Source organism: Halomonas rhizosphaerae (genome assembly GCF_030012485.1).
GTDB classification, from domain to species: domain Bacteria; phylum Pseudomonadota; class Gammaproteobacteria; order Pseudomonadales; family Halomonadaceae; genus Halomonas; species Halomonas rhizosphaerae.
The window spans coordinates 90,723-116,194 of record NZ_JASCQQ010000034.1; the positions used below are offsets into that span (position 1 = coordinate 90,723).

Sequence of the window (25,472 nt, forward strand, 5' to 3'; positions counted from 1 at the left end):
TGTGCCGATGCATTGCCAAGCCCGAGACTTCGATACCCTGGATCGCCGCCTGATTGACAGCTACCAGCGCGGCCTGCCGGTCTGCACCCGCCCCTTCCACAGCGTGGCCGAGCGCCTTGGCACCTCTGAGGCCGAGGTGATCTCACGCCTGGAGCGACTGCAGTCGCTGGGTGTGCTCAGCCGCGTGGGGCCGGTCTTCGATCACGCCCGAGCCGGCGCCAGCCTGCTCGCCGCCGTGGCCGTGCCCGAGGTCGAGCGCGATGCCTTCGCAGAGCTCATCAACGCCGCCCCCGGCGTCAACCACAACTATGCCCGCGAACACGACTTCAACCTCTGGTTCGTGATGACCGCGCCGGACGAGCCCGAGCTCGAGGCGCGGCTCGCGGCCCTGGAGGCGCGGCTGGGCGTGCCGATCCTGCGCCTGCCGATGCTGGAGGGCTTCCATATCGACCTCTCCTTTCCCATTCCCTGGGCCGAACTGGAGCGCACATGAGCACCGCGACCCCGCTCTCCCTCGATGCCGCCCGCTCGCCCGGCGAGCCGGACGCCCATCGTCGCCTGCGCGCCCTGCTCGAGCAGGGCTTGCCGCTTACCCCCAGGCCCTGGCAGACCCTGGCCGAGCAGGCCGGCCTCGCCGAAGATGAAGTGATGGCCTGCGTGCGTCGCTGGCAGGCCGAGGGGCTGATCAAGCGCCTGGGGCTGGTGGTACGCCATCGTCGCCTGGGGATCCAGGCCAATGCCATGGTGGTGTGGGACGTGCCGGACGAGCGGGTCACCCTGGTGGGCCGTCGGCTCGCACGGGAGACCGCGGTGACGCTCTGCTACCGTCGCCCGCGGGGCCTGCCCGACTGGCCCTACAACCTCTTCTGCATGATCCACGGCGCCCGTCGCGAGCGGGTGCTGGCGGAGCTCGCCGCCATCGTCGAGCGCCTGGGGCTGGGCGAGCTGGAGCACCGGGTGCTGTTCAGCACTCACGCCTACCGCCAGTGCGGCGGCCGCTACGTGCGGGAGGGCGCGGCATGATCCTCGACGACCTGGACGGCGTCGATCGTCGCCTGATCAACCGCCTGCAGGACGGCCTGCCGCTGGTAACACGGCCCTATGCGGCAGTGGCCGAGGAACTGGGCATCGCCGAGGGCGACCTGCTCTACCGCCTCGATCGCCTGCGCGAGGGCGGCTTGCTCAGTCGCTTCGGCCCCATGTACCACGCCGAGCGGCTGGGCGGCGGGCTGACCCTGGCGGCGCTGGCGGTGCCCGAGGCCGACTTCGATCGTGTCAGTGATGCGGTCAACGCCTTCCCCGAGGTGGCCCATAACTACCGCCGCGAGCACGCACTCAACATGTGGTTCGTGCTGGCCACCGAGACGCCCGAGGCCATCGACGCGGCCATCGCCGGCATCGAGGCGGCCACGGGCCTGCGCGTCTTCAACATGCCCAAGGAGGAGGAGTTCCATGTCCGTCTCCACCTGCCCGTCTAGGTCGGCCCCGAATCGTGACGAACAGCATCGCGACGCTCAAGGACTCGACGCTGCCGACCGTGCCATCGTGCTGGCCACCCAGGCCGGCCTGCCGCTGGTCCCCGACCCCTGGGGCGCGGTGGGTCGCGAGGTGGGCATGAGCGGCGAGGCGGTGCTCGAGCGCATGCAGGCCATGCAGGCGAGGGGAGTGGTCCGCCGCGTCGCCGCGGTGCCCAACCACTATCGCCTCGGCTACGTGGCCAACGGCATGACGGTGTGGGACGTCGACGACGCCCAGATCGAGCGCCTTGGCCGCGAGGTGGCCGCCATCGAGGGCGTCAGCCACTGCTATCGCCGCCCGCGCCACCTGCCCCACTGGCCCTACAACCTGTTCGCCATGCTCCACGGCCACAGCCGGGAGGAGGTCGAGCGCCAGGCCGCGGTACTGCGCGAGCGCCTGGGCGAGGCGTGCCGCGACCATCGCATCCTCTACAGCTCGCGCATCCTCAAGAAGACCGGGCTGCGCCTGTCGCGCCGCGCCGGGCAAGGGTAACCAAGGCAGGAGAACGCCATGTTCCGCGTCACCCGCTATATCAAGAGCCTGATGGAGCCGGCCCCGGTGCCGCCGGCACGCAAGCCGCCCGGTCCGGTGGTGATCTGGAACCTGATCCGCCGCTGCAACCTGACCTGCAAGCACTGCTACACCACCTCGGCGGACATCGACTTCGCAGGCGAACTCTCCACCGCCGAGGCCCACGCGGTCCTCGACGACCTGCACGCCTTCCGGGTGCCGGCGCTGATCCTCTCCGGGGGCGAGCCGCTGATGCGGCCCGACATCTTCGAGCTGTCGCGTCGCTCCCGGGCACTGGGGATCTACACCGGGCTCTCCACCAACGGCACCCTGATCACCGAGGAGAATATCGACGCCATTGCCGACGTGGGCTACGACTACGTGGGCATCAGCATCGACGGCCTCGAGGCCACCCACGACGTCATCCGCCAGCGCCAGGGCGCCTTCCGCGAGTCCATGCATGCGGTGAGGCTGTGCAAGGAGCGCGGCATCAAGGTGGGCCTGCGCTTCACCCTGACCCGCGAGAACTACGAGCAGCTCGGCGACATCCTGGCGCTGCTCGACGAACACGATGTCGACAAGTTCTACCTCTCGCACCTCAACTACGGCGGCCGGGGCCGGCGCCACAGCAAGCAGGACGCCTGGTACCGCATGACCCGCGACGCCATGACCCGGCTCTTCGACCACTGCCGCGAGGAGCTCGAGCGCGGCGTGGAGCGCGAGTACGTCACCGGCAACAACGACGCCGACGGCCCCTTCCTGCTGATGTGGGCCCGGGAGCACTTCCCCGAGCAGGCCGAGGCCCTGGAGCAGCGCCTGCTCAACTGGGGGGGCAACGCCTCCGGCGAGCACATCGCCAACATCGACAACCTGGGCCACGTCCACCCGGACACCTTCTGGTGGGACCACGACCTGGGCAGCGTCCGCGAGCGCCCCTTCTCCGCGATCTGGCGCGATACGCAGGACCCGCTGATGGTCGGCTTCCGCCAGCGCCCGCGTCCGCTCAAGGGGCGCTGCGCCGAGTGCCGCTACCTGTCGATCTGCAACGGCAACACCCGGGTGCGGGCCTGGAAGGTCACCGGCGACCCCTGGGAGGAGGATCCCGGCTGCTACCTGACCAACGGCGAGATCGGGGTCGCCGACGCGGGCGAGCGCCGTATCTCTGCCCCCTACGTCTCCCCACCCTATGAGGTCATCCAGGCCGTCGAAATCCAGTAGGCTTGCGAGGAATTCCGCCATGCCGTCACGTCGCGTTTCCTATGATCTCGCCGAATCGCCGCTGGCGCCCGGTGAGGTGGCCATCGTCGGTGCCGGGCCCGGTGACCCGGGGCTTCTGACCCTGCGGGCCCTGTCGCTGCTCGAGCAGGCCGACTGTCTGGTCTTCGACCGCCTGGTCTCCCGTGAGGTGCTGGCCCTGGCGAGCCCCCGGGCCCGGCGCTTCTACGTGGGCAAGGCCTCGCGCTGCCACGCCCTGACCCAGGAGGAGACCAACGCCCTGCTGGTGCGCCTGGCCGGGGAGGGCAAGCGGGTCGTGCGGCTCAAGGGCGGCGATCCCTACATCTTCGGCCGGGGGGGCGAGGAGGCCGAGGTGCTGATCGAGCACGGCATCCATTTCCGGGTGGTGCCGGGGATCACCTCCGCCCAGGGGTGTGCCGCCTATGGCGGCTTCCCGCTGACCCACCGCGACCATGCCCAGAGCGTCACCTTCGTCACCGGGCACTGCAAGGGTGACGGCGACCTGGCCCTGGACTGGTCCTCCCTGGCGGTGCCCCATCATACGGCGGTCTTCTACATGGGGTTGGCCAACGCCGAGCTGATCAGCCGGAAACTGCAGGACCACGGCCTGCCTGCGGACCATCCGGTGGCACTGGTGGAGCGGGGCACCACCCCCGAACAGCGCCAGGTGATCACCTGCCTGGGCGAGCTGGTCGAGACCATCGCGCGGGAAGAGCTGAAGCCGCCCACCCTGATCGTGGTGGGCGAGGTGGTGCGCCTGGCCGACACCCTGGCCCAACCCGCCCCCAGGGAGGCGACCTTCGCCGAGGGCGAGACCCTGGAACTGGTGCGGGAGCGGATTGCCCTGTGAAACGCATCGTCTCCCTCCGGAAGTGCCTGCCGCCCCTGGCCGCCGCGATGCTGGTCACGGCCATGGTGCCGGCCGGTGCCGACGACACCCGCGCGCTCTACCAGGCCCAGTGCGCCGCCTGCCATGGCGAGGAGCGCCTGGGCGGCATCGGCCCGGCGCTGCTGCCGGGCAACCTCTCGCGGCTCAAGCCGCAGGCCGCCGAGGCGGTGATCCGTGACGGGCGACCGGCCAGCCAGATGCCGGGCTTCGGCGGGCAGCTCGACGACGGCCAGGTCCGCTCCCTGGCCGAATGGATCTACCGTGCGCCCGAGGTGGAGCCCACCTGGGGGCGCGACGAGATCCTCGCCAGCCACGAGGTCATCCATCCGGATGGAACCCTGCCGGATGTGCCGCGCTTCGACGCCGACCCGCTCAACCTCTTCATCGTGGTGGAGACCGGCGATCACCATGCCAGCCTGCTGGACGGCGACACCTTCGAGCCGATCCACCGCTTCGAGACCCGCTACGCCCTGCACGGTGGGCCCAAGTACACCCCCGACGGGCGCCATGTCTTCTTCGGTTCCCGGGACGGCTGGATCACCAAGTACGACATCTACAACATGGAGGTGGTGGCCGAGGTGCGCGCCGGCATCAACATGCGCAACATCGCCGTCTCCGCCGACGGCCGCTACGTGATGGCCGCCAACTACCTGCCCCACAGCCTGGTGCTGTTCGATGCCCACAACCTCGACCTGATGAAGGTCTATCCGGTGGTGGGCGAGGAGGGCGAGAGCTCCCGGGTCAGCGCGGTCTATGCGGCGCCGCCGCGGGGCAGTTTCATCGCCGCCCTCAAGGACCTCGAGGAGGTGTGGGAGATTCCCTGGCCGCTGCCCACCGAGCCGGTGGTGTCCACCGGCCATATGGCCACCCCGCTCGAGCAGCAACGCGGCCACGATACGCCCAACTTCCAGGTGCGTCGCATCCCGGTGCCCGACTACCTGGACGACTTCTTCTTCGACCTCGACTACGAGCACGTCATCGGCGCCTCCCGAGGTGGGGAGAGTGACGGCCAGGGCGGCATGGTGGTGAACCTCGACAGTGGCGAGAAGGTGGCCGACCTGCCCCTGGAAGGGATGCCCCACCTGGGCTCCGGCATCACCTGGGAGCACGAGGGGCGCCGCGTGATGGCCACGCCCCACCTCACCCGGGCGGCAGTCTCGATCATCGACATGACGGACTGGACGATGATCAAGACCCTCGAGACCGATGGCCCCGGCTTCTTCATGCGCAGCCATGCCAACTCCCCCTATGTCTGGGTGGACGTCTTCTTCGGCCCCCATCGTGACCGGGTCCACGTCATCGATAAGGCCACGCTGGAGATCGTCGAGACGCTGATTCCCGAACCCGGCAAGACCGCCGCCCACGTGGAGTTCGACCGCTACGGCGAGAAGCTGCTGCTCAGCCTGTGGGAAGAGGACGGCGCCGTGATCGTCTATGACGGCGATACCCTGGAGGAGGAGAAGCGCATTCCCATGAGCAAGCCCTCCGGCAAGTACAACGTCTGGAACAAGACGCGGTATGAGGAGGGCACCAGCCACTGAGTCGAAAAGCCGTCATTCCTTGCTGCGCTCGATATCCTGGCCACCGGCGGTGCTCACAATCCTCATTGAGCCGCCAGTCAACTCCGGTTGCTCCGCTCCGGCGGCGGCCAGCCTCTCTTCGCTCGCGACAGGAATGAACGACTTTTCTCATAAGAAGTATTATTGATACCTGTCATGGAAGGCGCGCCGGGAGTGGGGCACAATGGCCATAACCAAGCGTTTCAGTCGGGTATGGCGCCATGCAATCGACCTCCTCCTCTTCCGTTCGCTCCTCCACGCTGTCCCGCCTGCCGGTGGCGCGCCTGGCCTTCCGGCCCTTCTTCCTGCTGGCGGCGCTGTTCAGCGTGCTCTCCCTGGGCGTGTGGTTCGCCTTCTGGCATGGCGACATCCTGCTGCGACCCTTCGGTGGGCTGATGTTCTGGCACCAGCACGAGATGCTGTTCGGCTTCGCCGCCGCCGTGGTGGCGGGCTTCCTGCTCACCGCGGTGCAGAACTGGACCGGGCTGCCCAGCCTCAAGGGTGGCCCGCTGCTGGCCCTGGTCGGGGTCTGGCTGGCCGGTCGGGTACTGATGGCCTTTCCCCTGGGCCTGCCGCCCTGGCTGCCGGTGCTGGCCGACCTGCTGTTCCTGCCGGTGGTGGCGGGAGTCATGGCCCGGCTGGTGATCGCCGCGAAGCGCTGGCGCAACCTGGTCTTCCTGCCGGCCCTGGGGCTGCTGACCCTCGCCAACCTGGCCATGCACCTGGGCGTGTTGACCGGCGACGCCGAGCTGATCCGCCAGGCCGCCTACCTGGCGGTACTGCTGTTCTCCCTGCTGATGGTGGTGGTGGGCGGCCGGGTGATCGCCATGTTCACGGCCAACCGCCTGGGGCTGATCCGCAGGCCTCCGATCCCGATACTCGAGTACGCCAGCCTCGGCAGCGTGATGGCGGTGGTGCTGGGCCAGCTGCTGGTGATGCTCGGCGTGGCGATCCCTGACGTCCTGCTGGCGGTCCTGATGGGGCTTGCCGCCCTGGCCAACGCCTTGCGGCTGTCGCGCTGGGGAGGCCTTTACAGCTGGCGCGAGCCCTTGCTGTGGGGACTGCACCTGAGCTACGCCTTCATCCCCGTGGGCCTGGCGATGTGGGCCCTGGCGCTGCTTGCCGGCAGCCGCGCCGATGCCGCACTGCATGCCCTGACCATCGGCGGCATGGGCACCATGATGCTGGCGATGATGTCGCGGGTCTCGCTGGGCCATACGGCGCGACCCATCCGTACCCTGCCGGGCATCGGGGTGGCCCTGGGGCTGATGGTGGTCGCGGCCCTGCTGCGCTCGCCAGTGCTGGCGCTCTTTCCGCAGATCACCCACTGGACCTACAACCTGGGCATCATCTCCTGGTGCCTGGCCTACGGCATCTTCCTCGTCCACTATACGGGGCCGCTGCTGTCGGCCCGGGCCGACGGCAAGGACGGCTAGCCTCGGCCTGGGGAGCGCACCATGATCGAACACTATGCCCTGATCAAGCACCTGCATGTCACCGCCGCCACCCTGAGCATCCTCTTCTTCATGCTGAGGGCGTGGTGGTCGGTGCGCGAGGCGGCGGTGCTGAAGGCACGCTGGGTGAGGGTGGCACCCCACGTCATCGATACCACCCTGCTGGTACTGGGCGTGGTACTGATGATCATGCTCTCCGCCTGGCCCCACCAGCATCCCTGGCTGGCGGCCAAGCTGATCGCCCTGCTGGCCTATATCGGCCTGGGCACGGTGGCGATCAAGCGCGGCCGGACGCCGCGGGCGAGGGCCGTCGCCGCCCTGGCCGCGGTGGCCACCTTCGCCTACATGCTGGGCGCGGCGATCCGCCACAGCCCGCTTTCCTGGCTGGCGTGACGCAGGGGGCCTGCGTGCTGGCCTATACTGAGCCCGCCACTCTCGTGCAGAAGGATGAACTCATGACGAAACAGGAACTTCCCGCCGGTGCCGGCCAGGTAGCCGAGCAGTATCCCGAGATCTGGGAGGCCTACGCCGAGCTGGGCCGCGCCTGTGCCGAGTCCGGCCCGCTGGACGCGCGCACGCGTCGCCTGGTCAAGCTGGCGCTGGCCGTGGGTGCGCGCTCCGAGGGGGCCGTGCACTCCCACGTGCGTCGCGGCCTGGAGGAGGGCGAGTCCGCCGAGGCCCTCAAGCAGGTGGCCATGCTGGCCATCCCCACCCTGGGCTTGCCCAGCGGCGTCGCGGCCCTGACCTGGATCGAGGACATCACCGAAAGTCACTGAGCCCCTCCCCGGCGGCAGCCTGTTCGGCTGTCGCCCGCCTTCCTTCCCCGGAAATTGATCGGCGTCAAAGCCCCACCCCGTGCTCTGCTGCTACGCTTAACATGTATCTGCGATACATCTTAAAAGGGATGCAGGGCTGCATGCCGCTAAGGGCGGCGGCACTGCCACACGAGCAAGGGGGGTATGGTCCATGGCCGACGGTCTCACCAAGTCGGCGGCCCGCAACATCTTCTACGGCGGGTCGCTGTTCTTCTTTCTGCTGTTTGCCGCGCTGACGGCCCACAGCCACTGGTACATGGTCAACACGTCCACCGACAGCGAGGGGCTCACCGAGTCCGTCAAGCACGGCAAGGAAGTGTGGGAAAAGAACATGTGCATCAACTGCCACAGCATCATGGGCGAGGGCGCCTACTTCGCGCCGGAACTGGGTAACGTCTGGGAGCGCTACGGGGGTCACCAGAATCCGGAGGCGGCCCGGGCGGGCCTCGAGGCCTGGATCCGTGCCCAGCCGCTGGGGGCCGAGGGGCGCCGCCAGATGCCGGCCTACGACTTCAGCGACGAGGACATGCAATCGCTGATCGATTTCCTGGAGTGGACCGACGGCATCGACGACCAGGATTGGCCGCCGCACCCCGCCGGCTGAGCCCTCGGAACGCCGGACCGCGGATAAATCAAGGAGAACGACACCGATGAAATACGAAACCCAGAAGGTGGCGCTGCCATTCTTCATGGTGGCCATGGCCCTCTTCGCGCTGCAGGTCGTCTTCGGGCTGCTGGCCGCCACCGTCTATGCCTGGCCCAACTTCATGGCCGAGGTCATGCCTTTCCACATCATGCGGGTCAGCCATACCAACCTGCTGATCGTCTGGCTGCTGATCGGCTTCATGGGCTCCACCTACTACCTGATGCCGGAAGAGGCCGAGCGTGAGATCCACAGTCCCACCATCGCCTATATCCAGTTGGCCATCTTCGCTTTCGCCGGGGCCGCGGCGCTGGTCGGCTACCAGTTCGGGATCCACGAGGGGCGCGAGTTCCTGGAGCAGCCGTTCTGGGTCAAGGTGCTGATCACCATCTCCTTCCTGATGTTCCTGTTCAACACCAGCATGACCCTGCTCAAGGGCCGCCGGACCGCGATCAACCTGGTGCTGATGCTGGGCCTGTGGCTGGCCGCGGTGTTCTGGCTGTTCGCCTTCTACAACCCCACCAACCTCGCCGTGGACAAGCTCTACTGGTGGTGGGTGGTGCACCTCTGGGTCGAGGGCGTCTGGGAGCTGATCATGGCGGCACTGCTGGGCTACCTGCTGATCAAGATGACCGGTGTCGATCGCGAGGTGATCGAGAAGTGGCTCTATATCATCGTCGGCCTGTCGCTCTTCTCGGGCCTTCTGGGCACCGGCCACCACTACTACTGGATCGGCGCGCCGAGCTACTGGCAGCCCATCGGCAGCATCTTCTCCACCCTGGAGGTGATCCCCTTCTTCGCCATGGTGGTGTTCGCCTTCACCATGTTCTGGAAGGGCAGCCGTAACCACCCCAACAAGGCCGCCATGCTGTGGGCCCTGGGTTGCCCGACCGTGGCCTTCTTCGGCGCCGGCGTGTGGGGCTTCATGCATACCCTGCACTGGGTCAACTACTACAGTCACGGTACCCAGGTCACCGCCGCCCATGGCCACCTGGCCTTCTACGGGGCCTACGTGATGCTGATCCTCGGCATCATCACCTTCGCCATGCCGCAGCTGCGCCGCGTCCAGCCCTACAACCAGGTGCTGAACATGTGGGGCTTCTGGATCATGACCGGTGCCATGTGCTTCATGACCTTCACGCTGACCTTCGCCGGTGTCGTCCAGACGCACCTGCAGCGCGTGCTGGGGATGAACTACATGGAAGTACAGGACCAGCTCGGCCTCTTCTACATGATGCGCCTGGGCGCCGGTGTCGCCGTGGCCGTGGGGGCGGTGATGCTGCTCTATGCCTTCTTCGGCCCCGCCCGCGAACAGGTACCGGCCGGTGGCACCCAGCTGACCGCAGGCCCCGAGCGCGCCTGACCACCCGAGGGCCCCGGTCGGGGCCCTCTTTCGTTCACCCTGACGGGAGTGACCCCATGCCCCTTTCCTCCGTGGCCGCCAACGCCAGCGAGCAAGAGATTCCCTACTACCAGAGCGTCGGCAACGAGTGCGCCATGTTCGAGCAGGCGTTCCAGCAGCGCCTGCCGCTGCTGCTCAAGGGGCCGACCGGCTGTGGCAAGACCCGCTTCGTCAGCCATATGGCGGCCAAGCTCGGCAAGCCCCTGTTCACCGTCTCCTGCCACGATGACCTGACCGCCGCCGACCTCACCGGGCGCTACCTGCTTCAGGGCGGCGAGACCCGCTGGGTCGACGGCCCCCTGACCCGCGCCGTGCGCGAGGGCGGCATCTGCTACCTCGACGAGGTGGTGGAGGCCCGCAAGGACGTTACCGTGGTGATGCACCCCCTCACCGACGATCGGCGACTGCTGCCGCTGGAACGCACCGGCGAGCTGCTCGAGGCGCCGGACGACTTCATGCTGGTGGTCTCCTACAACCCCGGCTACCAGCACATCCTCAAGTCCCTGAAACCGAGCACCCGCCAGCGCTTCGTGGCGATGTCCTTCGACTTCCCGCCCCCCCAGGTGGAGCGTGACATCGTGGCCCGCGAGAGCGGCCTCGCGCCGGAGCGCTGTGCGGCACTCGTCAACCTGGCAGCCAGCCTGCGCGACATGAAGGGCCAGGACCTGGAGGAGGGGGTCTCCACCCGCCTGCTGGTCTACTGCGCGACCCTGATCCAGGCCGGCATGCCGATCCTCGATGCCGCCCGCGCCACCCTGGTGGAGCCGCTCTCCGACGACGCGGACGTCCAGGAGGGACTGATGGAGGCCATTCACGCCACGTTTGGCTGAACGGCGGCAAGGCGGTAGGCCCGCTTAACGTGCAGGAGTGGTGCTCGCACCGCGAAAGGCGGAGGGTAAACATCGCCGTGCAAGTCGAGGCATTGAACCGAGGGCTCCCACAATAGCCACCATTACCATGCAGGAGCGCGTACATGCTGGACTTTCTTGAGGTCGAGGAGACCGTCGGCCGTTTCTGGCACCGCTGGGCCGCCGGGGCGGCGAGCTACCCCGATCATCCCGAGGCGGCGGTCAGCCTGGAGAGCCTGCGGCCCATGCTCGGCGTCTTCTTCCGTGCCGGCGGTGGGGAACAGGGTATCGAGGTGGCGGCCATCGCCCGTCGCGCCTCGGCCCACCGGCTGAGCCTGCGCCAGCGACTGGGCCTCGACGAGGAGGCTCTCGACCAGGCCCGCCGGGACGAGGAGAACCTGCTGCTGCCACCGCGCCTGGCGCTGTTTCCCGAGGCCGCCCTCAATCGCGACCTCTATCTGTGGCTGACCGCCTATCTGGCCGAGGCGCGCCCGCTCGCCCTTCCCGACGATCCCCTGCAGGCCGACCTCGCCCGCCTGCGCGAGGCGCGGCGCACCGCCCGTGCCGCCCTGGCGCGCTTCCCCGGGCTGAGCGAGCGCTACGTGCGCCTGTGCGGCGAGCTGCTCGCCATCCGCCCCCGGCGCAAGGGCCTGCCGCCCAGGGAGGCGGCCCTGGAGGCGGCGCTATGCGCCGAGCTGGGGGCTCCCGACCCCGAGGAGGCCTGGGCGCTCGCCATGCAGCGCGCTATCCGCGAGGAGGACTTTCCGCTGGACGAATTCCGTGCGCCGCGCGGCTACCGCCCGCCGCTGCCGGTGCCGCTGTGGGGGCAGGCGGTGACCCTGGGCACCCGCCACGGCGCTCGCGAGGAGAGCGTGGACGACGACGAGGAACTGGCCAGCGCCGCCGCCTCGCCCGACGATGACCACGGCAAGCGCAAGGCCGACCGCCGCGAGCAGGACCAGGCCGATCGTGACGACCCGCTGATGCTCAACAACATGGAGAAGATGCTCTCCTGGGCGGAGATGGTGAATCTCAATCGCCACGTGGAGGACGAGGAAGAAGACGAGGCGCGTCAGGCGGCCGATCAGATGGACGAGATCGTGCTCAGCTCCAACCGCAAGAAGGCCGCCTCCCGGCTCAAGCTCGACCTCGACCTGGCCCCCGACGAGGCCGTTGGCGGCCGCCTCAAGGGAAGGCATCTCTATCCCGAATGGAACCACCGCAAGCAGGCCTACCTGCCCGACCACTGCGTGGTGCTCAGCGACGTGCAGAGCGAGGAGGGAGAGGACTGGGCGCCCGACGAGGCGACCCGCCGGCGCATCCGCCGGGTGCAGCGTGAGTTCGAGGCGCTGCGCCCGCGGCGCGAGATCCTGCGGGGGCAGCTGGATGGCAGCGAGCTCGACATGGACGCGGTGATCCGCTCGCGCTGCGACCTGGCCGCCACCGGCGAGGCCAGCGACCGCCTCTACATGGCCAGCCGCACCCAGGCCCGCGACCTGGCGGTATCGATCCTGGTGGATGTCTCGCTCTCCACCGAGGCGTGGCTGCAGGATCGCCGGGTGCTCGATGTGGCCAAGGAGGCGCTACTGGTGCTGGGCCATGGCCTGGCCGGCTGTGGCGACGACTACTCGATCCACAGCTTCACCTCCCAGCGTCGCCACAAGGTGTGGGTCAACACCCTGAAGGCGTTCGATGAGCCCATGGGGGATCGGGTGTCGCGGCGCATCTCGGCGCTCAAGCCTGGCAGCTACACCCGCATGGGGCCGGCTATCCGCCACCTGACCAAGCAGTTGAGCGAGCGCCCCAACCGGCATCGGCTGCTGCTGATGCTCACCGACGGCAAGCCCAACGACAATGACTACTACGAGGGGCGCTACGGCATCGAGGATACCCGCAAGGCAGTGCTCGAGGCGCGCCGCCAGGAGGTGCGGGTGTTCGGGGTGACCATCGACCGCGAGGCGGGACAGTATATCCCGCACCTGTTCGGCCGCGGTGGCTATGCCATCGTGCAGCGCCCCGAACACCTCTCCCTGGCGCTGCCGGGCATCTATCGCCAGATCATCGCCACCTGAGCCTGTCATCGAGGAGACGCGCCATGACCATCCGTACCCGACTGATCCTCGCCGTGGCGGCCTGGTGCCTGGTCGCCGTTGCGCTGGTGCTGCCGCTGGTGTGGCTGATCAACAACCGCGACTGGGGTATCGGGCTGATGCTGCTGGTGCCCTTCGTTGTCTATGGCCTGATGCGCCTGGGGCGTGTCCTGGAGGGCTGGGCACGGGCGACGCCTCCACCGAGTCCTCAGGGCTCTCGAGAGTGACGCATCCAGGGCGCTACAACGGGGCGTCCCTGGCGTAGAGACGCTTCCCTGCCACGAAGGTCTGTTGCGGCTGGAGGTCGTCGTCGAGCAGGGTCACGTCGGCGTCGTGGCCGACGGTCAGGCGGCCTTTCCGGCCATCGAGTCCGAGCACTCGCGCCACGTTTCCCGAGATCAGGCCGAGGGCCTCATCGAGTGGCAGCACCTCTTCGCGTACCAGGCGCTGCCAGTCCGCGATCAGGGTGGTGTTGCCCGCCACCCGCATGCCGATATAGGCGCCCCGGGCGTCGAACTCGGGCAGGCTGCCATTGCAGTCCGAACTCATGGTGATGCGCTCGACCGGGACGCCGCGCTGCAACAGCCGCGATACCGCACCGAAGCCGCTCAGGTCGTCCTCGTCGGCGTCGTCGAAGGCGGTCACATCCAGGTTGGCATCGAAGGTCAGCGCATAGTCGGCGGCCTCCTCGAGCAGGTCGCGATGGCGGTTGACGTGAGTCGGAATCACCTGCTTGGCGGGAATCTCGGTCTCGGCGAGCAGGCGGCGCAACGGTTCCAGTCCCCGCTTGCCATCGCCGACGTGAAAATGACAGATGCCCAGCTTGCCGGCCAGCATGGCACCGACGCGCACCTCGCTGACCAGTCGCTCGATCTCGTCCTGTCGCGGCTGGCTCGAACGATGGTCCGAGATGGCGATCTCGCCCAGGCCGATGACCTCCGGGATCCAGGCCAGGTCGCGCTGCACGTCGCCGGTAAGGGTCGGGGGTGGCACCCGATAGGACCCCGTGTACATGTAGGCCGCGATGCCCTCGGCCCTGAGCCCGCGTACCTTGGCGAGAAGGTCCGCCGGCGATCGACTGATGCCGTCGGTGCCCAGCACCCCCACCACGGTGCCGATGCCCATGGCGGCGATCTCCCGGGCGGTGATCTCCGGGCAGCGGGTACCGCAGCCGCCTTCGCCGCCGCCACCGGTCACATGCACGTGCTGGTCGATGAAGGCGGGGACGGCGGTGAGATCGCGAGCCTCCACCAGGCGCACGGGCCACCCTTCCGGCACGGCGAGATCGCGCCCCAGCGCCGCGATCCGGCCGTCGGCGATCAGGATCTCGGTGGCCTCGAGGGGGGCCGGCGCGAAGATGCGTCCGACGCGCAGCAGGGTCAGCAGGGGGGCATCCCGATCATCGAGGGGCATCATGGCGACTCATCGGTGGGGTCAGTCGAGGCCGGGGGCGAGAAGCGGCGGCCCTTCAGGCGCTCGATGGCGCCCTCGACATCATCGATCAGCAGCACCAGCAGGTCGCCTTCACCTGCCTCATCGAAGGCCCTGTCGACGGCCTGGGTTTCGTCCATGATGACCTCCACCCGGCAGGCTCCCGACAACGATTCGGCGCCGTCGCGCAGCAGGCGAGCGGCGTCACCGGGAGCGCGCCCGCGGGCGTCGGTCTCGTAGATGAAGACGACGTCGTGCATCCTGGCGAGCAGGGTGCCCAGCGTGAACAGGTCCTCGTCACGGCGATTCCCCGGAGCGCTGGCCACACTGATGCGTCGCCGGGCCGGAATGCAGCCGACCAGTTCACTCAAGGCCTCGAGCGCCGGCACGTTGTGCCCGTAGTCGATCAGCACCTTCATGCCGTTGGCGTCGATGAGGTTGGTGCGTCCGGGATTCTGTCCGGGGGTGGGATGGAAGGTCTGCAGGCCCATCTGGATATCGGCGATGGAGAGCCCCAGGGCATAGGCGGCCGCGCTGGCGGCCAGGGCATTGGCGACATTGAAGCGGGCATGGCCCTCGAAGGTGATCGGCACGTCCACGACCGGTATCACCTCGGCTTCGACATGGCCCTGGCGCATCACGATGCGTTCGTTGTGGACGGTAAAGGCGACACCCTGGTCGCGGACATGCCGACGGACGGGACGTGAGTCGGGGTCCAACGTGAAGAAGATGATATCGCCTCGGGCCCACTCCTGGCCGGCCAGCACCCGCGGGTCGTCGGCATTGAGCACGGCCGTCCCGCCCTGGCGCACGGCATCGATGACCACGGTCTTGCAGCGCGCCAGCTCGTCGAGGGTGTGGATATCATGCTCACCCAGGTGATCGCTGGCGATGTTGAGCAATACGCCCACGTCGCACTCGTCGAACCCCAGGCCGCGGCGCATGATGCCGCCGCGGGCGACCTCGAGCACGGCGCACTCGACCGTAGGCTCGCGCAGCACGATCGCGGCCGCCTGGGGGCCGCTGTAGTCACCGCGCAGGATCACATGGTTGTCGACCTCGATGGCACCGGTGCAGGCCATGCCGACATTGCGTCCCGACTGGCGCAGCAGGTGAGAGAGCAGTCGCACGGTGGTGGTCTTGCCGTTGGTGCCGGTGACCGCCGCGACGGGGATGCGCCCCGTGGCCTCGGTGTCGGGGAACAGCATGTCGATCACCGGGCGACCGACTTCGCGGCCCTCCCCGTGGGTGGGCGACAGGTGCATGCGAAAGCCGGGCCCGGCGTTGACCTCGACCACGGCAGCGGACTGCTCCTCCAGGGGGCGGGTGAGGGTCTCGGCCAGGAGGTCGATGCCGATGATGTCCAGCCCCACCAGCCGTGCGATGCGCTCCGCCACGTAACGCACTTCCGGATGGACATCGTCGGTCACGTCCGTGGCCGTCCCCCCGGTGCTGAGGTTCGCCGTGGGCTTGAGGAAGACCATCTCGCCGGCCGGGATGACGCTCTGCAGGGTCAGATTCTGCTGGCCGATCAGCCGCAGCGACTGCTCGTCCAGCTGGATCTGGGTCAGCAGGTTCTCGTGCCCGACGCCGCGACGTGGGTCCCGGTTCTCCGCGTCGACCAGGGCCTGCAGGGTGGCGACCCCATCGCCGACCACATGCGCCGGGCGGCGCCGGGCCGCGGCCACGAGCTTGTTATCGATGACCAGCAGGCGATGGTCCTCGCCCCGGATGTACTGCTCGACGATCACCGAGGGGTTGCGATGGGCGGCGATATCGAAGGCATCACGCAGCGAGGTGTCGTCCTCGATGTTGGTGCTCACGCCGCGGCCATGGTTGCCGATGACCGGCTTCACCGCGACGGGATAGCCGATGTCACGGACGGCGTCGAGCGCCTCATCGAAGGAGCCGCACACCCGCCCCTGGGGTACCGGAATGCCGGCATCGCCGAGCACCTGCTTGGTCCACTCCTTGTCGTCGGCGATGCCGTAGCCAATCAGGTCCGTGTGGCCGGTCACCGTCGCCTGGATGCGTTGCTGCCGATGGCCATGGCCGAACTGGATGTAGCTGTTCTCCTCGCTCAAGCGGGTATGGGGAATGCCACGCTGGTTGGCGGCGTCGACGATGGCGGCCGTGGAGGGACCCAGCATGTGGGCGTCGCGCACCTGCTTGAGGCGGTCGATGATAGCCGGCATGTCGATCGCCTCGCCGGCGAAAAGCCGCTCGACGAGGTCGACGGCCTCGATCCCGGCGGCCAGGCCGCAGGCCTCGTCCCGGTAGCGGTAGACGACGTTGTAGATGCCGGTGTCATAGCTGTCGATGGTCTTGCCGTAGCCCACCGAAAAGCCGATCAGGTTCTGCAACTCGATGGCGACATGCTCGACGACATGACCGGCCCAGGTGCCGCGCTCCAGCCGCTCGAGGAAGCCGCCGGGGCGGCCCACCGAGCAGCGGTGCTCCTGCAGGGTCGGCAGCAGGGCGGTCATCCGCTCGACGATGCCGGGGACGAGATCGCTTGGCTTTTCTTCGAGGTCGCCGATGTCCAGGCGCAAGAAGATGGCCGGGTAGCGGCTGTAGTAGTTCGGGCCACGCAGGGCCCGGTGCTCGAGAATGTTCATCGTCCCTCCGCGAGAATGGCGCCGAGTTCGTGGGGGACGAGATAGCGCCGCGCCTCGACGTCGAACCCGTGGCCGCTGACCATCGCATGGAGGATCATGTTCTCGATGGCCACCGGTTCGCCCATGGAGAGGTCGGCGATATTCGAGCTCGCCAGGTCCCGGCTGTCGATGAGGATGACATGCCCCGAGCCGATGGCCTCGAGGATGCCGTGGGGGTGGATGATCACGCCGGCATCCTCGCCAAGGCCTACCCCCAGGTGCTCGGGATTGCTCGCCCCGACCTCCATCAGCCGCGTGAAACGCCCGCGCTCGAGGAAGTGGCTGTCGATGATCAGGCCATCGACGAAGCCGAGGCCGAAGGTCATGTTGACCCCGCCCTTGCGCAGGGCGTCGGTGGCGGCACCGTTATAGATCATGGTGCCCGGCATGGCCGCCGCACCGGCACTGGTCCCGGCCACCACGGCGCCGCTGTCGAGGCGTTCGCGGATGGCAGTCAGCACCGGGGAGCCGCCCAGGACATTGGTCAGGCGAAGCTGGTCTCCGCCGGTGAAGAAGATGACGCCGCTCTGCTCGATCCGGCGCACCGCATCGGTGTCGGCCGCCTGACGGCGGTCGCGGATACCCAGCAAATGGACGCGACTGGCCCCCAGGCGTTCAAAGGCCGCTTCGTAGTCGGGCAGCACCTCGTCGGGAATGCTGCTCGCGGTGGCGATGACCGCAACCTCGAGGTTGCCCTCGGGGGCCAGGGCAAAAACCCGGTTGAGGATCTCCAGATCGGAGGTTCTGTCCTCGGCACCGCCGATGGCCACGAGAGGGCCGGATGTTGAGGAGGGTGGCGAGGTCATAATCCTTTCGTCGCCCAGCGACGCTTTTGAGCCAACGCAGAAGCCACGTTCGCGTGAGTCACTTACCGAATGGCAGGATGCTTGCCGCCTGCACTTCCACTTATAACAGGCATCCCGACGCGGGGCACGTTCTCGCTGGCTGGGGAGCAGCGGCAAGAGGCGACGCGATCCCGCGGCTTGCCAGGAGGCGGCGCCAGGGGGGGACTCTCGTGTTCGATCCGCGGCAGGGAAGCTTGCGGCCGGAGTCGGCGTCAGCCGCTCAGCCGTGCCGCCAGGTAGCCGCCGGCGATGAGCGCCAGCGTCAGCACCATCAGGCCCACGAAGGTACCCTTCCAGGCCGGGGTGGCGGCGCGCAGGTTGAGATAGACCATCAGCAGCCGCTGGGCCTTGAAGCCGGTGGCGGCGACCACCAGGCCCGCCGACCACAGCGGCAGCGCCTGCCAGCTGCCCTGGTCCAGCCGCGCCGAGACCATCGAGAGCACCGTCAGGGCCATCAGCGTGGCCCAGGTGATGAGCAGGCGGCGGGTGCCGGGCAGGGCGGTCATGGTCACCTCGGGAGGGAGCCTTCAGCGCAATAGATAAAGCAGCGGGTAGAGCAGGATCCAGATCAGGTCGACCATGTGCCAGAAGGCGGCGGCAGTCTCCACGTTTTCGGTGGAGGTGCGCCAGGTCACCAGCGCCAGCAGTGCCAGGCCGAACAGCACATGGGCGAAGTGGAAGGCGGTGAGCCCGTAGTAGAAGCCGAAGAAGGTGTTGGTCTCCGGGGTGATGCCGACCGCGAACTTGCCGGCATACTCGACTCCCTTGATCACGCCGAACAGCACGCCCAGCGCCATGGAGGCGCCCAGCCACTGGCGGGTCCGACGGATCCGTCCGGCGCTCACGGCCTCCACGGCCAGGGCTACGCAGAGCCCGCTGGTCAGCAGCACCAGGGTGTTGAGCCCACCCATCAGCGGGTCGAGCTCGCGCTGGGAGGCGTCGAAGAGTGCCGTCGCCGCCACCCGTTCCGCGGCGTAGAGGGCGAAGAAGGCGCTGAAGACCAGCATCTCGCTGAGGATCAGCACCCACATCAGCGGGTTGCCGGGCAGCGCCGAGAGAGGGCCCCACCCGGGGTTGGGAAGTGCCCGCTCGTTCATCCGTCCGCCAGGGTTACCCGGGCGCCGCCGAAGGCCAGGCTGCGCGGGTGGGTCACCGGCTGGTTGGAGGTCAGGCGGCTGATGCCCACGCCGCAGCGCGCCACCATCCAGATCAGGCAGGCGGTGAAGTAGACATAGCCCAGCGCCCAGGGCGCCACGGCAGGGGCGCCCACCAGCCCCAGCAGATGCCAGGTGGCGACGAAGAGGCCGCCGCCCAGCATGCCCAGCCAGAAGGTGCGGATCTGAAACTGCAGGTGGCTCTGCACCCAGGGCTCGGCGCCTCGGCGCTTGAGGTGGGCGATCAGCACGCCGACAGGCGCGGTGACCACGGCGAGCACGCTGCCCAGGAAGAGCATGTAGACGACGATGGCGGCACCGCGGCCGCGGACGGCCTTGTCGGGGTTGGCGGAACCTTCATGGGCCAGGGTGTGGGACATGGGGGGACACCTCGCATCCGGCAGTCGACCGGAGCCCGCATCGGGGGTTCCGGCCTATTGATGTATTTCAGATACCACTATAGCGCGAGGCGCGGCGGATTTTCCTGGCCTGGATCAAGTCTCGGCCGGCTTGCCGCCATGGGTCTCGTCGCGGGTGAGCATCGGCACGCGGCGTTCGGTCCACCACATCCAGATGATGGAGACCAGGGTCACCCCGAAGCACAGCATCCAGACGGTGGTGGCCACGCCGGTGAGGTCGACCAGGGCGCCGAACATGATCGGCAGCAGGAAGCCACCGAGCCCCCCGGCCAGGCCCACGATGCCGGAGACCAGGCCCAGGTTCTCGTGGTACTCGTTGGAGAGGTACTTGAACACCGAGGCCTTGCCGATGCCCCAGGCGATACCCACCACGAACAGTGCGGTGGTGAACAGCCAGATGGGGATGCCGAAGCCGAACTCGACGACACCCTTGCCGCCGGCCCCGGCGATTCGGTACTGGGTCTCCGGATAGGACATGATGAACAGCGCGATCAGGCTGGCCCACATGCAGGTCCAGGTGACAGTGTGGGCGCCGAAGCGATCGGAGAGCCAGCCGCCGAAGGCGCGGATCACCCCGGAGGGCAGCACGAAGATGGTGGCGATCAGGGCAGCGAGCTGGATGCCCATGCCGTACTCCGTCATGTAATAGCGGGTCAGCCACAGCGAGACGCCCACGTAGCCGCCGAACACCACCGAGTAGTACTGGCAGTACTTCCACACCCTGGGGTCATTGAGCACCCTGGCCTGTTCGCGCAGCGAGATCCTGCTGGTACTGCGATGGGCCGGGTTGGAGTAGGTGAAGAACCAGAACAGGATGGCGGTGATCAGCATGATTGCCGCATAGATGTTGGGCACGGCCTGCCAGCCCAGCATCACGATCACCGTGGGGGCGACGAACTTGGTCACCGCGGCCCCGGCGTTGCCGGCCCCGAAGATGCCCATGGCCAGACCCTGGCGATCCTTCTCGAACCACTTGGCGGTGTAGGTGATGCCCACCGAGAAGGCGCCGCCGGCCAGGCCGATGAAGGCGCCGAGCACCAGCAGTTGCCAGTACTGGGTGGCGAACTGTACCAGCCAGATCGCCGGCACCACGCAGACCAGGATCGCAAAGAACACCGGGCGACCGCCATGGCGGTCGGTCATGGCACCCAGCGGCAGGCGGGTCAGGGAGCCGGTGAGAATGGGCACCGCCGTGAGGATGCCGAACTGAGTGCCGTTGAGATCCAGCTGCTCGGCGATGGGCACGCCGATCTCGCCGAACATCGTCCACACCATGAAGCACATGGTGAAGGCGAAGGTATTGGCGATCAGCACCGAATACTGCTTGAAGCGTTGCGAGGCCATATTGCGTCCCCCTTCTGACTTCCTGCGGCTTTCGGATGGTCCGGGCGGTCGTCGTGCCGCCCGGGGTGGGTGTGCCTCAGCGGGCGGCCTGGCCGGCCTTCAGCGCCGCCTGCTCCTCGATCATGCGATCCACCGACGAGACGTGATACTCCTCGTCGAAGGCGCCCTCGGGCTCCTTCAGCCAGATGAGGCAGATCAGCCAACTGAGGAAGGCCCCGGTGGCAATGATGTAGAAGAACTGGGTCGGCGTGACGAAGGTGAAGATGGTCAGGTAGACCACTGCCCCCACGTTGCCGTAGGCACCGGCCATGCCGGAGATCTGGCCGGTGATGCGGCGCTTGATCGACGGGATGATGCCGAAGGTGGCGCCTTCCGCCCCCTGCACGAAGAAGGAGGTAAAGATGGTGATGGCGATGGCCACGATCAGCGGCCAGCTGGCGTCGAGCATGGCCATCAGCACGAAGCCGATGCCGATGCCGAACATGTAGCTGAGCATCACGAAGCGGCGGTTGCCCATGCGGTCGGAGACCAGCCCGCCCATGGGGCGTGCCACCAGGTTGACGAAGGCGAAGGAGGCCGCGATCAGGCCGGCGGTGGCCGCGTTCAGCCCCCAGGTCTCCTCGAAGAACATCGGCAGCATGGAGACGACCGCCAGCTCGGCACCGAAGTTGGCAAAGTAGGTGCTATTCAGCGCCGCCACGCTGCTGAAGGGATACTTGTCGTCCTCGGGGACCCCCTGCTTGAGGATCGGCACGTTGACGCGCAGGATCTGCACGATCTGGTAGATGACCACCGCCACGATCGCCAGGTAGGCGATGACGGCGCCTGTGGTGGAGAGGTAGCCCATGTTCTGGATGCGCCACACCAGGATCCCCAGCACGCCGACCAGCGGGATGGTCCAGAGGATGAGCTTGATCATGTCGGCCCAGCTGCTGACCTCCATGGCGGCGGCCTTGCGCGGCTTGCGGTGGGCCTTGGCGTCCGGGCCATCGGTGATGGCGAACCAGTAGTAGACGCCGTAGGCGGCCATCACGATGGCGCTCTGGGCGATGGCCCAGCGCCAGCCGTCAGCGCCGCCGTACATGGTGATGGCGATGGTCGGCAGCGACATGGCGGCAGCAGCGGAGCCGAAGTTGCCCCAGCCGGCATAGAAGCCCTCGGCGAACCCGATGTCCCTGGGCTTGAACCACAGGGCGGTCATGTGGATACCGACCACGAAGCTGGCGCCGATGGAGCTGAGCACCAGCCGCGAGACCAGCAGCTGGGTCATGGTATCGCCGAAGGCGAAGGCCAGGGCCGGGACCGACATGGAGACCATCAGTATCGAGAACACCCGCCGCGGGCCAAAGCGGTCCAGTGCCATGCCGACGATGATGCGGGCCGGGATGGTCAGGGCCACGTTGCAGATGGCGAACAGCTTGAGGTCGTCCGCAGTCAACCAGTCGACGCTCTTGAGCATGCTCGAGGCGAGCGGCGCCATGTTGAACCAGACGTAGAAGGTGATGAAGAAGGCGATCCAGGTCAGGTGCAGGGCCCGGATCTCGGGACTCTTCACCTTGAAGACGGAAGAGACTTTCATGGTCGTTTATTCCTGTGCTGCCGAATCGCCGGTGGGAAGAATCAACAGGGGACACTCGGCACGGCGCGTCAGGAAGGAGCTGACGCTGCCGAAGGTCATGTAGTCGAATTCATCGAAGATGGCATTCAGTGACTTGGCGATGAAGCTGGGGTCGGGCTGGTGGCTGTGACGGGCAATCACCAGCAGGTCGGGCTTCTCCTTGTGCGTGGCCTGCAGCAGCAGCTTGCGGGCATCGCCTTCGGCGATCAGGAGTTCCGCGTCGAAGCCCCCCTTCACCGCGGTCTCGACGCCCTCCTGCAGCTGCGCCTTGAGCTCCCGGTACTCCTCCTGGAAGAGGTCCTCGTTGGCATCCGTGGCATCCCGCGGATTCTCGGCGACGCCGACCAGCACCAGGGTGGGCGCATTGTTGTGGAACATCTGCATGGTCTGCTCCAGGGCCAGCCTGGCATTCCGCGAACCATCGTAGGCAAGCATGATCTTCATGGCTGTTCTCGACACATCGGGTGAGGGACGCGCCCGGGGCCTTCCCGGGCGCTACCGGCTTGCTGAATCAGGGGTTCTTCACATAGGCGTTCTTGCGCAGGTAGAACCACCAGTTGATCACCAGGCAGACGGCGTAGAAGACCGCGAAGCCGTACATGGCAAGTTCCGGGGTGCCGGCCTGGATCTGCTCGCCCATTACCCGCGGGGCGATGAAGGCGCCGTAGGCGGCCACGGCGGAGGTCCAGCCCAGCACCGGCCCCTTCTGCTGGGCGTCGAAGATCACCCCGATGCTGCGGAAGGTGGAGCCGTTGCCGATGCCGCTGGCGGCGAACAGGATCACGAACATGATCATGAAGATCGCGAAGTAGCTGTTCGGGTCGGTGGAGTTGTAGGCCAGCATCATCACGTAGCCGGTCACGGCGGAGGCGATGACCATGACTACCGAGATGAGTTGGGTAACGATGGCGCCGCCGACCTTGTCGGAGATCCAGCCGCCCACCGGGCGGATCAGGGCGCCAACGAAGGGGCCGATCCAGGCCCAGGTCAGGGCGCTGGGGGCATCCGGGTTGGCTATGCGAGAGACGCTGCCGTCGGCGGCCACGTCCATCATGTTGCCGAAGATGACGTTGATGGAGAGGGGCAGGGCCGCGGAGAAGCCGATGAAGGAGCCGAAGGTCAGGATATAGAGCACCGTCATCGACCAGGTGTGCTTGTTGGAGAAGATCTCGAACTGCTTCTTGATGCTCGGCTTGATATCACCCGGGATCAGGCGCAGCAGCACCACGGTCAGCACGATGGTCAGCGGCAGGGCGACCCACATGCCGACCAGGTTAAGGGCGAACATGCCGATGACGCTGGTGATCGCTCCCACGGCGTAGAGGCCGAGGATCTTGCCGAAAGCCTGGATAGGCGTGCCCGGGTCCGGGGTGATGGTGCGCAGGTTGTTCATGCCGAACCAGCCGGCGAAGGCCAGCGGAATCAGGAAGACCAGCCAGATGAAGCCGGCGTTCTGGATCCAGGTATCGGTGCCCGACTCGATGCGGCCGATCAGGGTGCCGCTGGCCTTCTGCAGCTCCATTGGGTCGCCGGCGATGGCGCCGAAGATGCCCACGGTCATCACCAGCGGGATCAGGATCTGCATGGTGGTGACGCCGAAGTTGCCGAGGCCGGCGTTCATGCCCAGGGCATAGCCCTGCTGCTTCTTGGGAAAGAAGCTGGAGATGTTGCTCATCGAGCAGGCGAAGTTGCCGCCGCCGATCCCCGAGAGCAGCGCCAGGGCCTGGAAGACCCACAGCGGGGTCCCGGGATTCATCAGCGCGATGCCGGTGCCCAGTGCCGGGATCATCAGCAGGGCAGTGGTCAGGAAGACAGTGTTGCGCCCGCCGGCGATTCGTATCATGAAGGAGGCCGGGATACGCAGGGTGGCGCCCGAGAGGCCGGCCAGCGCGGTCAGGGTGAAGAGTTCATTTACCGTGAACGGAAAGCCGAGGTTCTGCATCTGGGTGGTGATCATGCCCCACATCAGCCAGACGGCGAAGCCCATCAGCAGGCTGGGAATGGAGATCCAGAGGTTGCGGTTGGCAACCTTCTTGCCCTCCTTCTCCCAGAACTCCTCGTTCTCGACATCCCAGCGTTCGATGTCGGCATTCTTTCTGGTCATGGCATTTCCCCTCAGAGCGCTTGCGTGGGGCCCCGGCCCGCGGTCACGGTTGACCGATATCAAGGCGGGGGCTTTGCCGCGAAAGATACGCCTCGTCGGGAAACGGTGAAATGGGGTGAAAATGCCGGCAAACCAGCGGGCTACCTCCAGGGAGGTAGGAGGTATCCACTTTCAGTTAATTGATATTAAAGGGTTTTTTCGGGGTGGGCGGGGTGGTGGGAGTGGCAGAGGGCGCCCCGGGAGTCTTTGGAGGTATCCACACAGGATCTACTTGTCCACACCCTCCTGGACGGCCCAGACCGCGGCTTCCACCCGCGAGCGCAGGTTGAGCTTCTTGAGCAGGTGCTTGACGTGCACCTTCACCGTGCCCTCGGTGATGTCGAGCTTGCGGGCGATCAGCTTGTTGGAGAGGCCGGCGGCCAGCTCGCGCAGGATCTCGCGCTCGCGCTGGGTCAGGCTGTGGATATCCGGGGCCGCCGGCTGGTTGCGCTGGCTGCGCAGGGCCTCGGCCAGCAGGGCGGTAAGGCTCTCGCTGATCACCATGCGACCCAGGGCCGCCTGGCGCAGCTGGCGCACCATCTCGTCAGGGTCCATGTCCTTGAGCAGGTAGCCGTCGGCGCCGCTGCGCAGGGCGGCCACCACGTCCTCCTCGTGGTCGGAGACGGTGAACATCACGATGCGCCCGGCATAGCCCTGCTCGCGCAGCGCCTTCAGGGTGGCGATACCGTCCATGCCGGGCATGTTGAGGTCGAGCAGGATCATGTCGGGGTCGAGGTCGCCGGCGAGCCGGAGTCCGACCTCCGGTTCGCCCGCCTCGCCGGCAAGGATCAGGTCGTCTTCCAGCTCGAGCAGCTGCGCCACGCCGCGGCGCAGCAGCGGATGGTCGTCGATGAGCAGGATCGTGGCAGGGGTGTCGTGATCGGTCCGGGTCATCCT

26 protein-coding genes are annotated in these 25,472 nt (G+C 67.3%); 15 read left to right on the forward strand and 11 right to left on the reverse strand.

The features are described from left to right. Nucleotides 1-7 precede the first annotated feature (7 nt). From QLQ86_RS15880 to QLQ86_RS15950, 15 genes are all read left to right on the forward strand, one after another. A complete protein-coding gene (locus QLQ86_RS15880; protein WP_282735157.1) occupies nt 8-493 on the forward strand; it encodes an AsnC family transcriptional regulator in 486 nt (161 codons plus the stop codon). Beyond that, nucleotides 490-1,023, forward strand: a complete 534-nt coding sequence (gene ahbB, locus QLQ86_RS15885) for a siroheme decarboxylase subunit beta (protein ID WP_282817605.1) — start codon at nt 490-492, stop codon at nt 1,021-1,023. The genes QLQ86_RS15880 and ahbB (QLQ86_RS15885) overlap by 4 nt, the downstream gene beginning before the upstream one ends. Beyond that, nucleotides 1,020-1,478 (forward strand): Lrp/AsnC family transcriptional regulator, encoded by a 459-nt coding sequence (locus QLQ86_RS15890; protein ID WP_282817606.1) that lies wholly within the window; start codon nt 1,020-1,022, stop codon nt 1,476-1,478. Before ahbB (QLQ86_RS15885) ends, QLQ86_RS15890 begins: the two co-directional genes overlap by 4 nt. Then, the gene (gene ahbB / locus QLQ86_RS15895) at nt 1,453-2,010 is read left to right on the forward strand and encodes a siroheme decarboxylase subunit beta (protein ID WP_282817607.1); all 558 of its coding nucleotides are present in this window, start codon (nt 1,453-1,455) and stop codon (nt 2,008-2,010) included. Before QLQ86_RS15890 ends, ahbB (QLQ86_RS15895) begins: the two co-directional genes overlap by 26 nt. Before the next feature lie 18 nt (nt 2,011-2,028). Continuing rightward, a complete protein-coding gene (gene nirJ / locus QLQ86_RS15900) occupies nt 2,029-3,246 on the forward strand; it encodes a heme d1 biosynthesis radical SAM protein NirJ (RefSeq protein WP_282817608.1) in 1,218 nt (405 codons plus the stop codon). Nucleotides 3,247-3,265: 19 nt separating this feature from the next. Beyond that, a complete protein-coding gene (cobA, locus tag QLQ86_RS15905; protein ID WP_282817609.1) occupies nt 3,266-4,114 on the forward strand; it encodes a uroporphyrinogen-III C-methyltransferase in 849 nt (282 codons plus the stop codon). Next, nucleotides 4,111-5,694 (forward strand): nitrite reductase, encoded by a 1,584-nt coding sequence (locus tag QLQ86_RS15910; protein ID WP_282817610.1) that lies wholly within the window; start codon nt 4,111-4,113, stop codon nt 5,692-5,694. Before cobA ends, QLQ86_RS15910 begins: the two co-directional genes overlap by 4 nt. Nucleotides 5,695-5,933: 239 nt before the next feature. Continuing rightward, a complete protein-coding gene (locus QLQ86_RS15915; protein ID WP_282817611.1) occupies nt 5,934-7,148 on the forward strand; it encodes an NnrS family protein in 1,215 nt (404 codons plus the stop codon). A 24-nt stretch (nt 7,149-7,172) separates the two neighbouring features. Beyond that, nucleotides 7,173-7,559: a SirB2 family protein gene (locus QLQ86_RS15920; protein ID WP_282817634.1), complete on the forward strand. Its 387-nt coding sequence runs from the start codon at nt 7,173-7,175 to the stop codon at nt 7,557-7,559. Nucleotides 7,560-7,621: 62 nt separating this feature from the next. After that, entirely contained in the window at nt 7,622-7,942 is a 321-nt protein-coding gene (locus QLQ86_RS15925) for a carboxymuconolactone decarboxylase family protein (protein WP_282735149.1), read from the forward strand. A gap of 190 nt (nt 7,943-8,132) precedes the next feature. Further along, complete coding sequence (locus QLQ86_RS15930) at nt 8,133-8,585, forward strand: c-type cytochrome (RefSeq protein ID WP_282735148.1); 453 nt, start codon at nt 8,133-8,135, stop codon at nt 8,583-8,585. Nucleotides 8,586-8,631: 46 nt separating this feature from the next. Then, the gene (locus tag QLQ86_RS15935) at nt 8,632-9,987 is read left to right on the forward strand and encodes a cbb3-type cytochrome c oxidase subunit I (protein ID WP_282735147.1); all 1,356 of its coding nucleotides are present in this window, start codon (nt 8,632-8,634) and stop codon (nt 9,985-9,987) included. Between the two features lie 56 nt (nt 9,988-10,043). Beyond that, nucleotides 10,044-10,856, forward strand: a complete 813-nt coding sequence (locus tag QLQ86_RS15940) for a CbbQ/NirQ/NorQ/GpvN family protein (protein ID WP_282735146.1) — start codon at nt 10,044-10,046, stop codon at nt 10,854-10,856. Between the two features lie 143 nt (nt 10,857-10,999). Then, nucleotides 11,000-12,946: a nitric oxide reductase activation protein NorD gene (locus QLQ86_RS15945; protein WP_282735145.1), complete on the forward strand. Its 1,947-nt coding sequence runs from the start codon at nt 11,000-11,002 to the stop codon at nt 12,944-12,946. A gap of 23 nt (nt 12,947-12,969) precedes the next feature. Next, entirely contained in the window at nt 12,970-13,191 is a 222-nt protein-coding gene (locus tag QLQ86_RS15950) for a hypothetical protein (RefSeq protein WP_282735144.1), read from the forward strand. 13 nt (nt 13,192-13,204) lie between these two features. On the opposite strand, the gene iadA is transcribed toward QLQ86_RS15950, so the two are convergent. The 11 genes from iadA to narL all read right to left on the reverse strand — a co-directional run bounded on the left by iadA (nt 13,205) and on the right by narL (nt 25,469). After that, entirely contained in the window at nt 13,205-14,380 is a 1,176-nt protein-coding gene (gene iadA, locus QLQ86_RS15955; protein ID WP_282735143.1) for a beta-aspartyl-peptidase, read from the reverse strand. Next, a complete protein-coding gene (gene cphA, locus QLQ86_RS15960; protein WP_282817612.1) occupies nt 14,377-17,013 on the reverse strand; it encodes a cyanophycin synthetase in 2,637 nt (878 codons plus the stop codon). The genes iadA and cphA overlap by 4 nt, the downstream gene beginning before the upstream one ends. Beyond that, complete coding sequence (locus QLQ86_RS15965) at nt 17,010-17,858, reverse strand: cyanophycinase (RefSeq protein WP_282817613.1); 849 nt, start codon at nt 17,856-17,858, stop codon at nt 17,010-17,012. The genes cphA and QLQ86_RS15965 overlap by 4 nt, the downstream gene beginning before the upstream one ends. A gap of 251 nt (nt 17,859-18,109) precedes the next feature. Beyond that, the gene (locus tag QLQ86_RS15970) at nt 18,110-18,403 is read right to left on the reverse strand and encodes a hypothetical protein (RefSeq protein WP_282817614.1); all 294 of its coding nucleotides are present in this window, start codon (nt 18,401-18,403) and stop codon (nt 18,110-18,112) included. Between the two features lie 21 nt (nt 18,404-18,424). Continuing rightward, a complete protein-coding gene (locus QLQ86_RS15975; protein ID WP_282735139.1) occupies nt 18,425-18,994 on the reverse strand; it encodes a cytochrome c oxidase subunit 3 family protein in 570 nt (189 codons plus the stop codon). After that, nucleotides 18,991-19,431, reverse strand: coding sequence for a DUF4870 family protein (locus QLQ86_RS15980; protein WP_282817615.1), 441 nt, complete (start codon nt 19,429-19,431; stop codon nt 18,991-18,993). Before QLQ86_RS15980 ends, QLQ86_RS15975 begins: the two co-directional genes overlap by 4 nt. A 114-nt stretch (nt 19,432-19,545) precedes the next feature. Beyond that, nucleotides 19,546-20,814: an MFS transporter gene (locus QLQ86_RS15985; protein ID WP_282817616.1), complete on the reverse strand. Its 1,269-nt coding sequence runs from the start codon at nt 20,812-20,814 to the stop codon at nt 19,546-19,548. A gap of 76 nt (nt 20,815-20,890) precedes the next feature. Then, entirely contained in the window at nt 20,891-22,393 is a 1,503-nt protein-coding gene (locus QLQ86_RS15990; protein WP_282817617.1) for an MFS transporter, read from the reverse strand. Between the two features lie 6 nt (nt 22,394-22,399). Continuing rightward, nucleotides 22,400-22,876: a universal stress protein gene (locus QLQ86_RS15995; RefSeq protein ID WP_282735135.1), complete on the reverse strand. Its 477-nt coding sequence runs from the start codon at nt 22,874-22,876 to the stop codon at nt 22,400-22,402. A 67-nt stretch (nt 22,877-22,943) separates the two neighbouring features. After that, nucleotides 22,944-24,536, reverse strand: coding sequence for an MFS transporter (locus QLQ86_RS16000; protein WP_282817618.1), 1,593 nt, complete (start codon nt 24,534-24,536; stop codon nt 22,944-22,946). A gap of 267 nt (nt 24,537-24,803) precedes the next feature. Beyond that, complete coding sequence (gene narL, locus QLQ86_RS16005) at nt 24,804-25,469, reverse strand: two-component system response regulator NarL (RefSeq protein WP_282735133.1); 666 nt, start codon at nt 25,467-25,469, stop codon at nt 24,804-24,806. Between the last annotated feature and the right edge of the window lie 3 nt (nt 25,470-25,472).

What these genes read in the sequence shown, in the direction of transcription:
- QLQ86_RS15985 (WP_282817616.1), bottom strand. Translation starts at nt 20,814, where the DNA reads ATGGCCTCGCAACGCTTCAAGCAGTATTCGGTGCTGATCGCCAATACC.
- QLQ86_RS15945 (WP_282735145.1), top strand. Translation starts at nt 11,000, where the DNA reads ATGCTGGACTTTCTTGAGGTCGAGGAGACCGTCGGCCGTTTCTGGCAC.
- ahbB (WP_282817605.1), top strand. Translation starts at nt 490, where the DNA reads ATGAGCACCGCGACCCCGCTCTCCCTCGATGCCGCCCGCTCGCCCGGC.
- QLQ86_RS15970 (WP_282817614.1), bottom strand. Translation starts at nt 18,403, where the DNA reads ATGACCGCCCTGCCCGGCACCCGCCGCCTGCTCATCACCTGGGCCACG.
- QLQ86_RS15980 (WP_282817615.1), bottom strand. Translation starts at nt 19,431, where the DNA reads ATGTCCCACACCCTGGCCCATGAAGGTTCCGCCAACCCCGACAAGGCC.
- QLQ86_RS15880 (WP_282735157.1), top strand. Translation starts at nt 8, where the DNA reads ATGCATTGCCAAGCCCGAGACTTCGATACCCTGGATCGCCGCCTGATT.
- QLQ86_RS15995 (WP_282735135.1), bottom strand. Translation starts at nt 22,876, where the DNA reads ATGAAGATCATGCTTGCCTACGATGGTTCGCGGAATGCCAGGCTGGCC.
- QLQ86_RS15915 (WP_282817611.1), top strand. Translation starts at nt 5,934, where the DNA reads ATGCAATCGACCTCCTCCTCTTCCGTTCGCTCCTCCACGCTGTCCCGC.
- QLQ86_RS15890 (WP_282817606.1), top strand. Translation starts at nt 1,020, where the DNA reads ATGATCCTCGACGACCTGGACGGCGTCGATCGTCGCCTGATCAACCGC.
- QLQ86_RS15940 (WP_282735146.1), top strand. Translation starts at nt 10,044, where the DNA reads ATGCCCCTTTCCTCCGTGGCCGCCAACGCCAGCGAGCAAGAGATTCCC.
- cobA (WP_282817609.1), top strand. Translation starts at nt 3,266, where the DNA reads ATGCCGTCACGTCGCGTTTCCTATGATCTCGCCGAATCGCCGCTGGCG.
- ahbB (WP_282817607.1), top strand. Translation starts at nt 1,453, where the DNA reads ATGTCCGTCTCCACCTGCCCGTCTAGGTCGGCCCCGAATCGTGACGAA.
- iadA (WP_282735143.1), bottom strand. Translation starts at nt 14,380, where the DNA reads ATGATGCCCCTCGATGATCGGGATGCCCCCCTGCTGACCCTGCTGCGC.
- QLQ86_RS15930 (WP_282735148.1), top strand. Translation starts at nt 8,133, where the DNA reads ATGGCCGACGGTCTCACCAAGTCGGCGGCCCGCAACATCTTCTACGGC.
- cphA (WP_282817612.1), bottom strand. Translation starts at nt 17,013, where the DNA reads ATGAACATTCTCGAGCACCGGGCCCTGCGTGGCCCGAACTACTACAGC.
- QLQ86_RS15935 (WP_282735147.1), top strand. Translation starts at nt 8,632, where the DNA reads ATGAAATACGAAACCCAGAAGGTGGCGCTGCCATTCTTCATGGTGGCC.
- QLQ86_RS15925 (WP_282735149.1), top strand. Translation starts at nt 7,622, where the DNA reads ATGACGAAACAGGAACTTCCCGCCGGTGCCGGCCAGGTAGCCGAGCAG.
- QLQ86_RS15950 (WP_282735144.1), top strand. Translation starts at nt 12,970, where the DNA reads ATGACCATCCGTACCCGACTGATCCTCGCCGTGGCGGCCTGGTGCCTG.
- QLQ86_RS16000 (WP_282817618.1), bottom strand. Translation starts at nt 24,536, where the DNA reads ATGACCAGAAAGAATGCCGACATCGAACGCTGGGATGTCGAGAACGAG.
- QLQ86_RS15975 (WP_282735139.1), bottom strand. Translation starts at nt 18,994, where the DNA reads ATGAACGAGCGGGCACTTCCCAACCCCGGGTGGGGCCCTCTCTCGGCG.
- narL (WP_282735133.1), bottom strand. Translation starts at nt 25,469, where the DNA reads ATGACCCGGACCGATCACGACACCCCTGCCACGATCCTGCTCATCGAC.
- QLQ86_RS15965 (WP_282817613.1), bottom strand. Translation starts at nt 17,858, where the DNA reads ATGACCTCGCCACCCTCCTCAACATCCGGCCCTCTCGTGGCCATCGGC.
- QLQ86_RS15990 (WP_282817617.1), bottom strand. Translation starts at nt 22,393, where the DNA reads ATGAAAGTCTCTTCCGTCTTCAAGGTGAAGAGTCCCGAGATCCGGGCC.
- nirJ (WP_282817608.1), top strand. Translation starts at nt 2,029, where the DNA reads ATGTTCCGCGTCACCCGCTATATCAAGAGCCTGATGGAGCCGGCCCCG.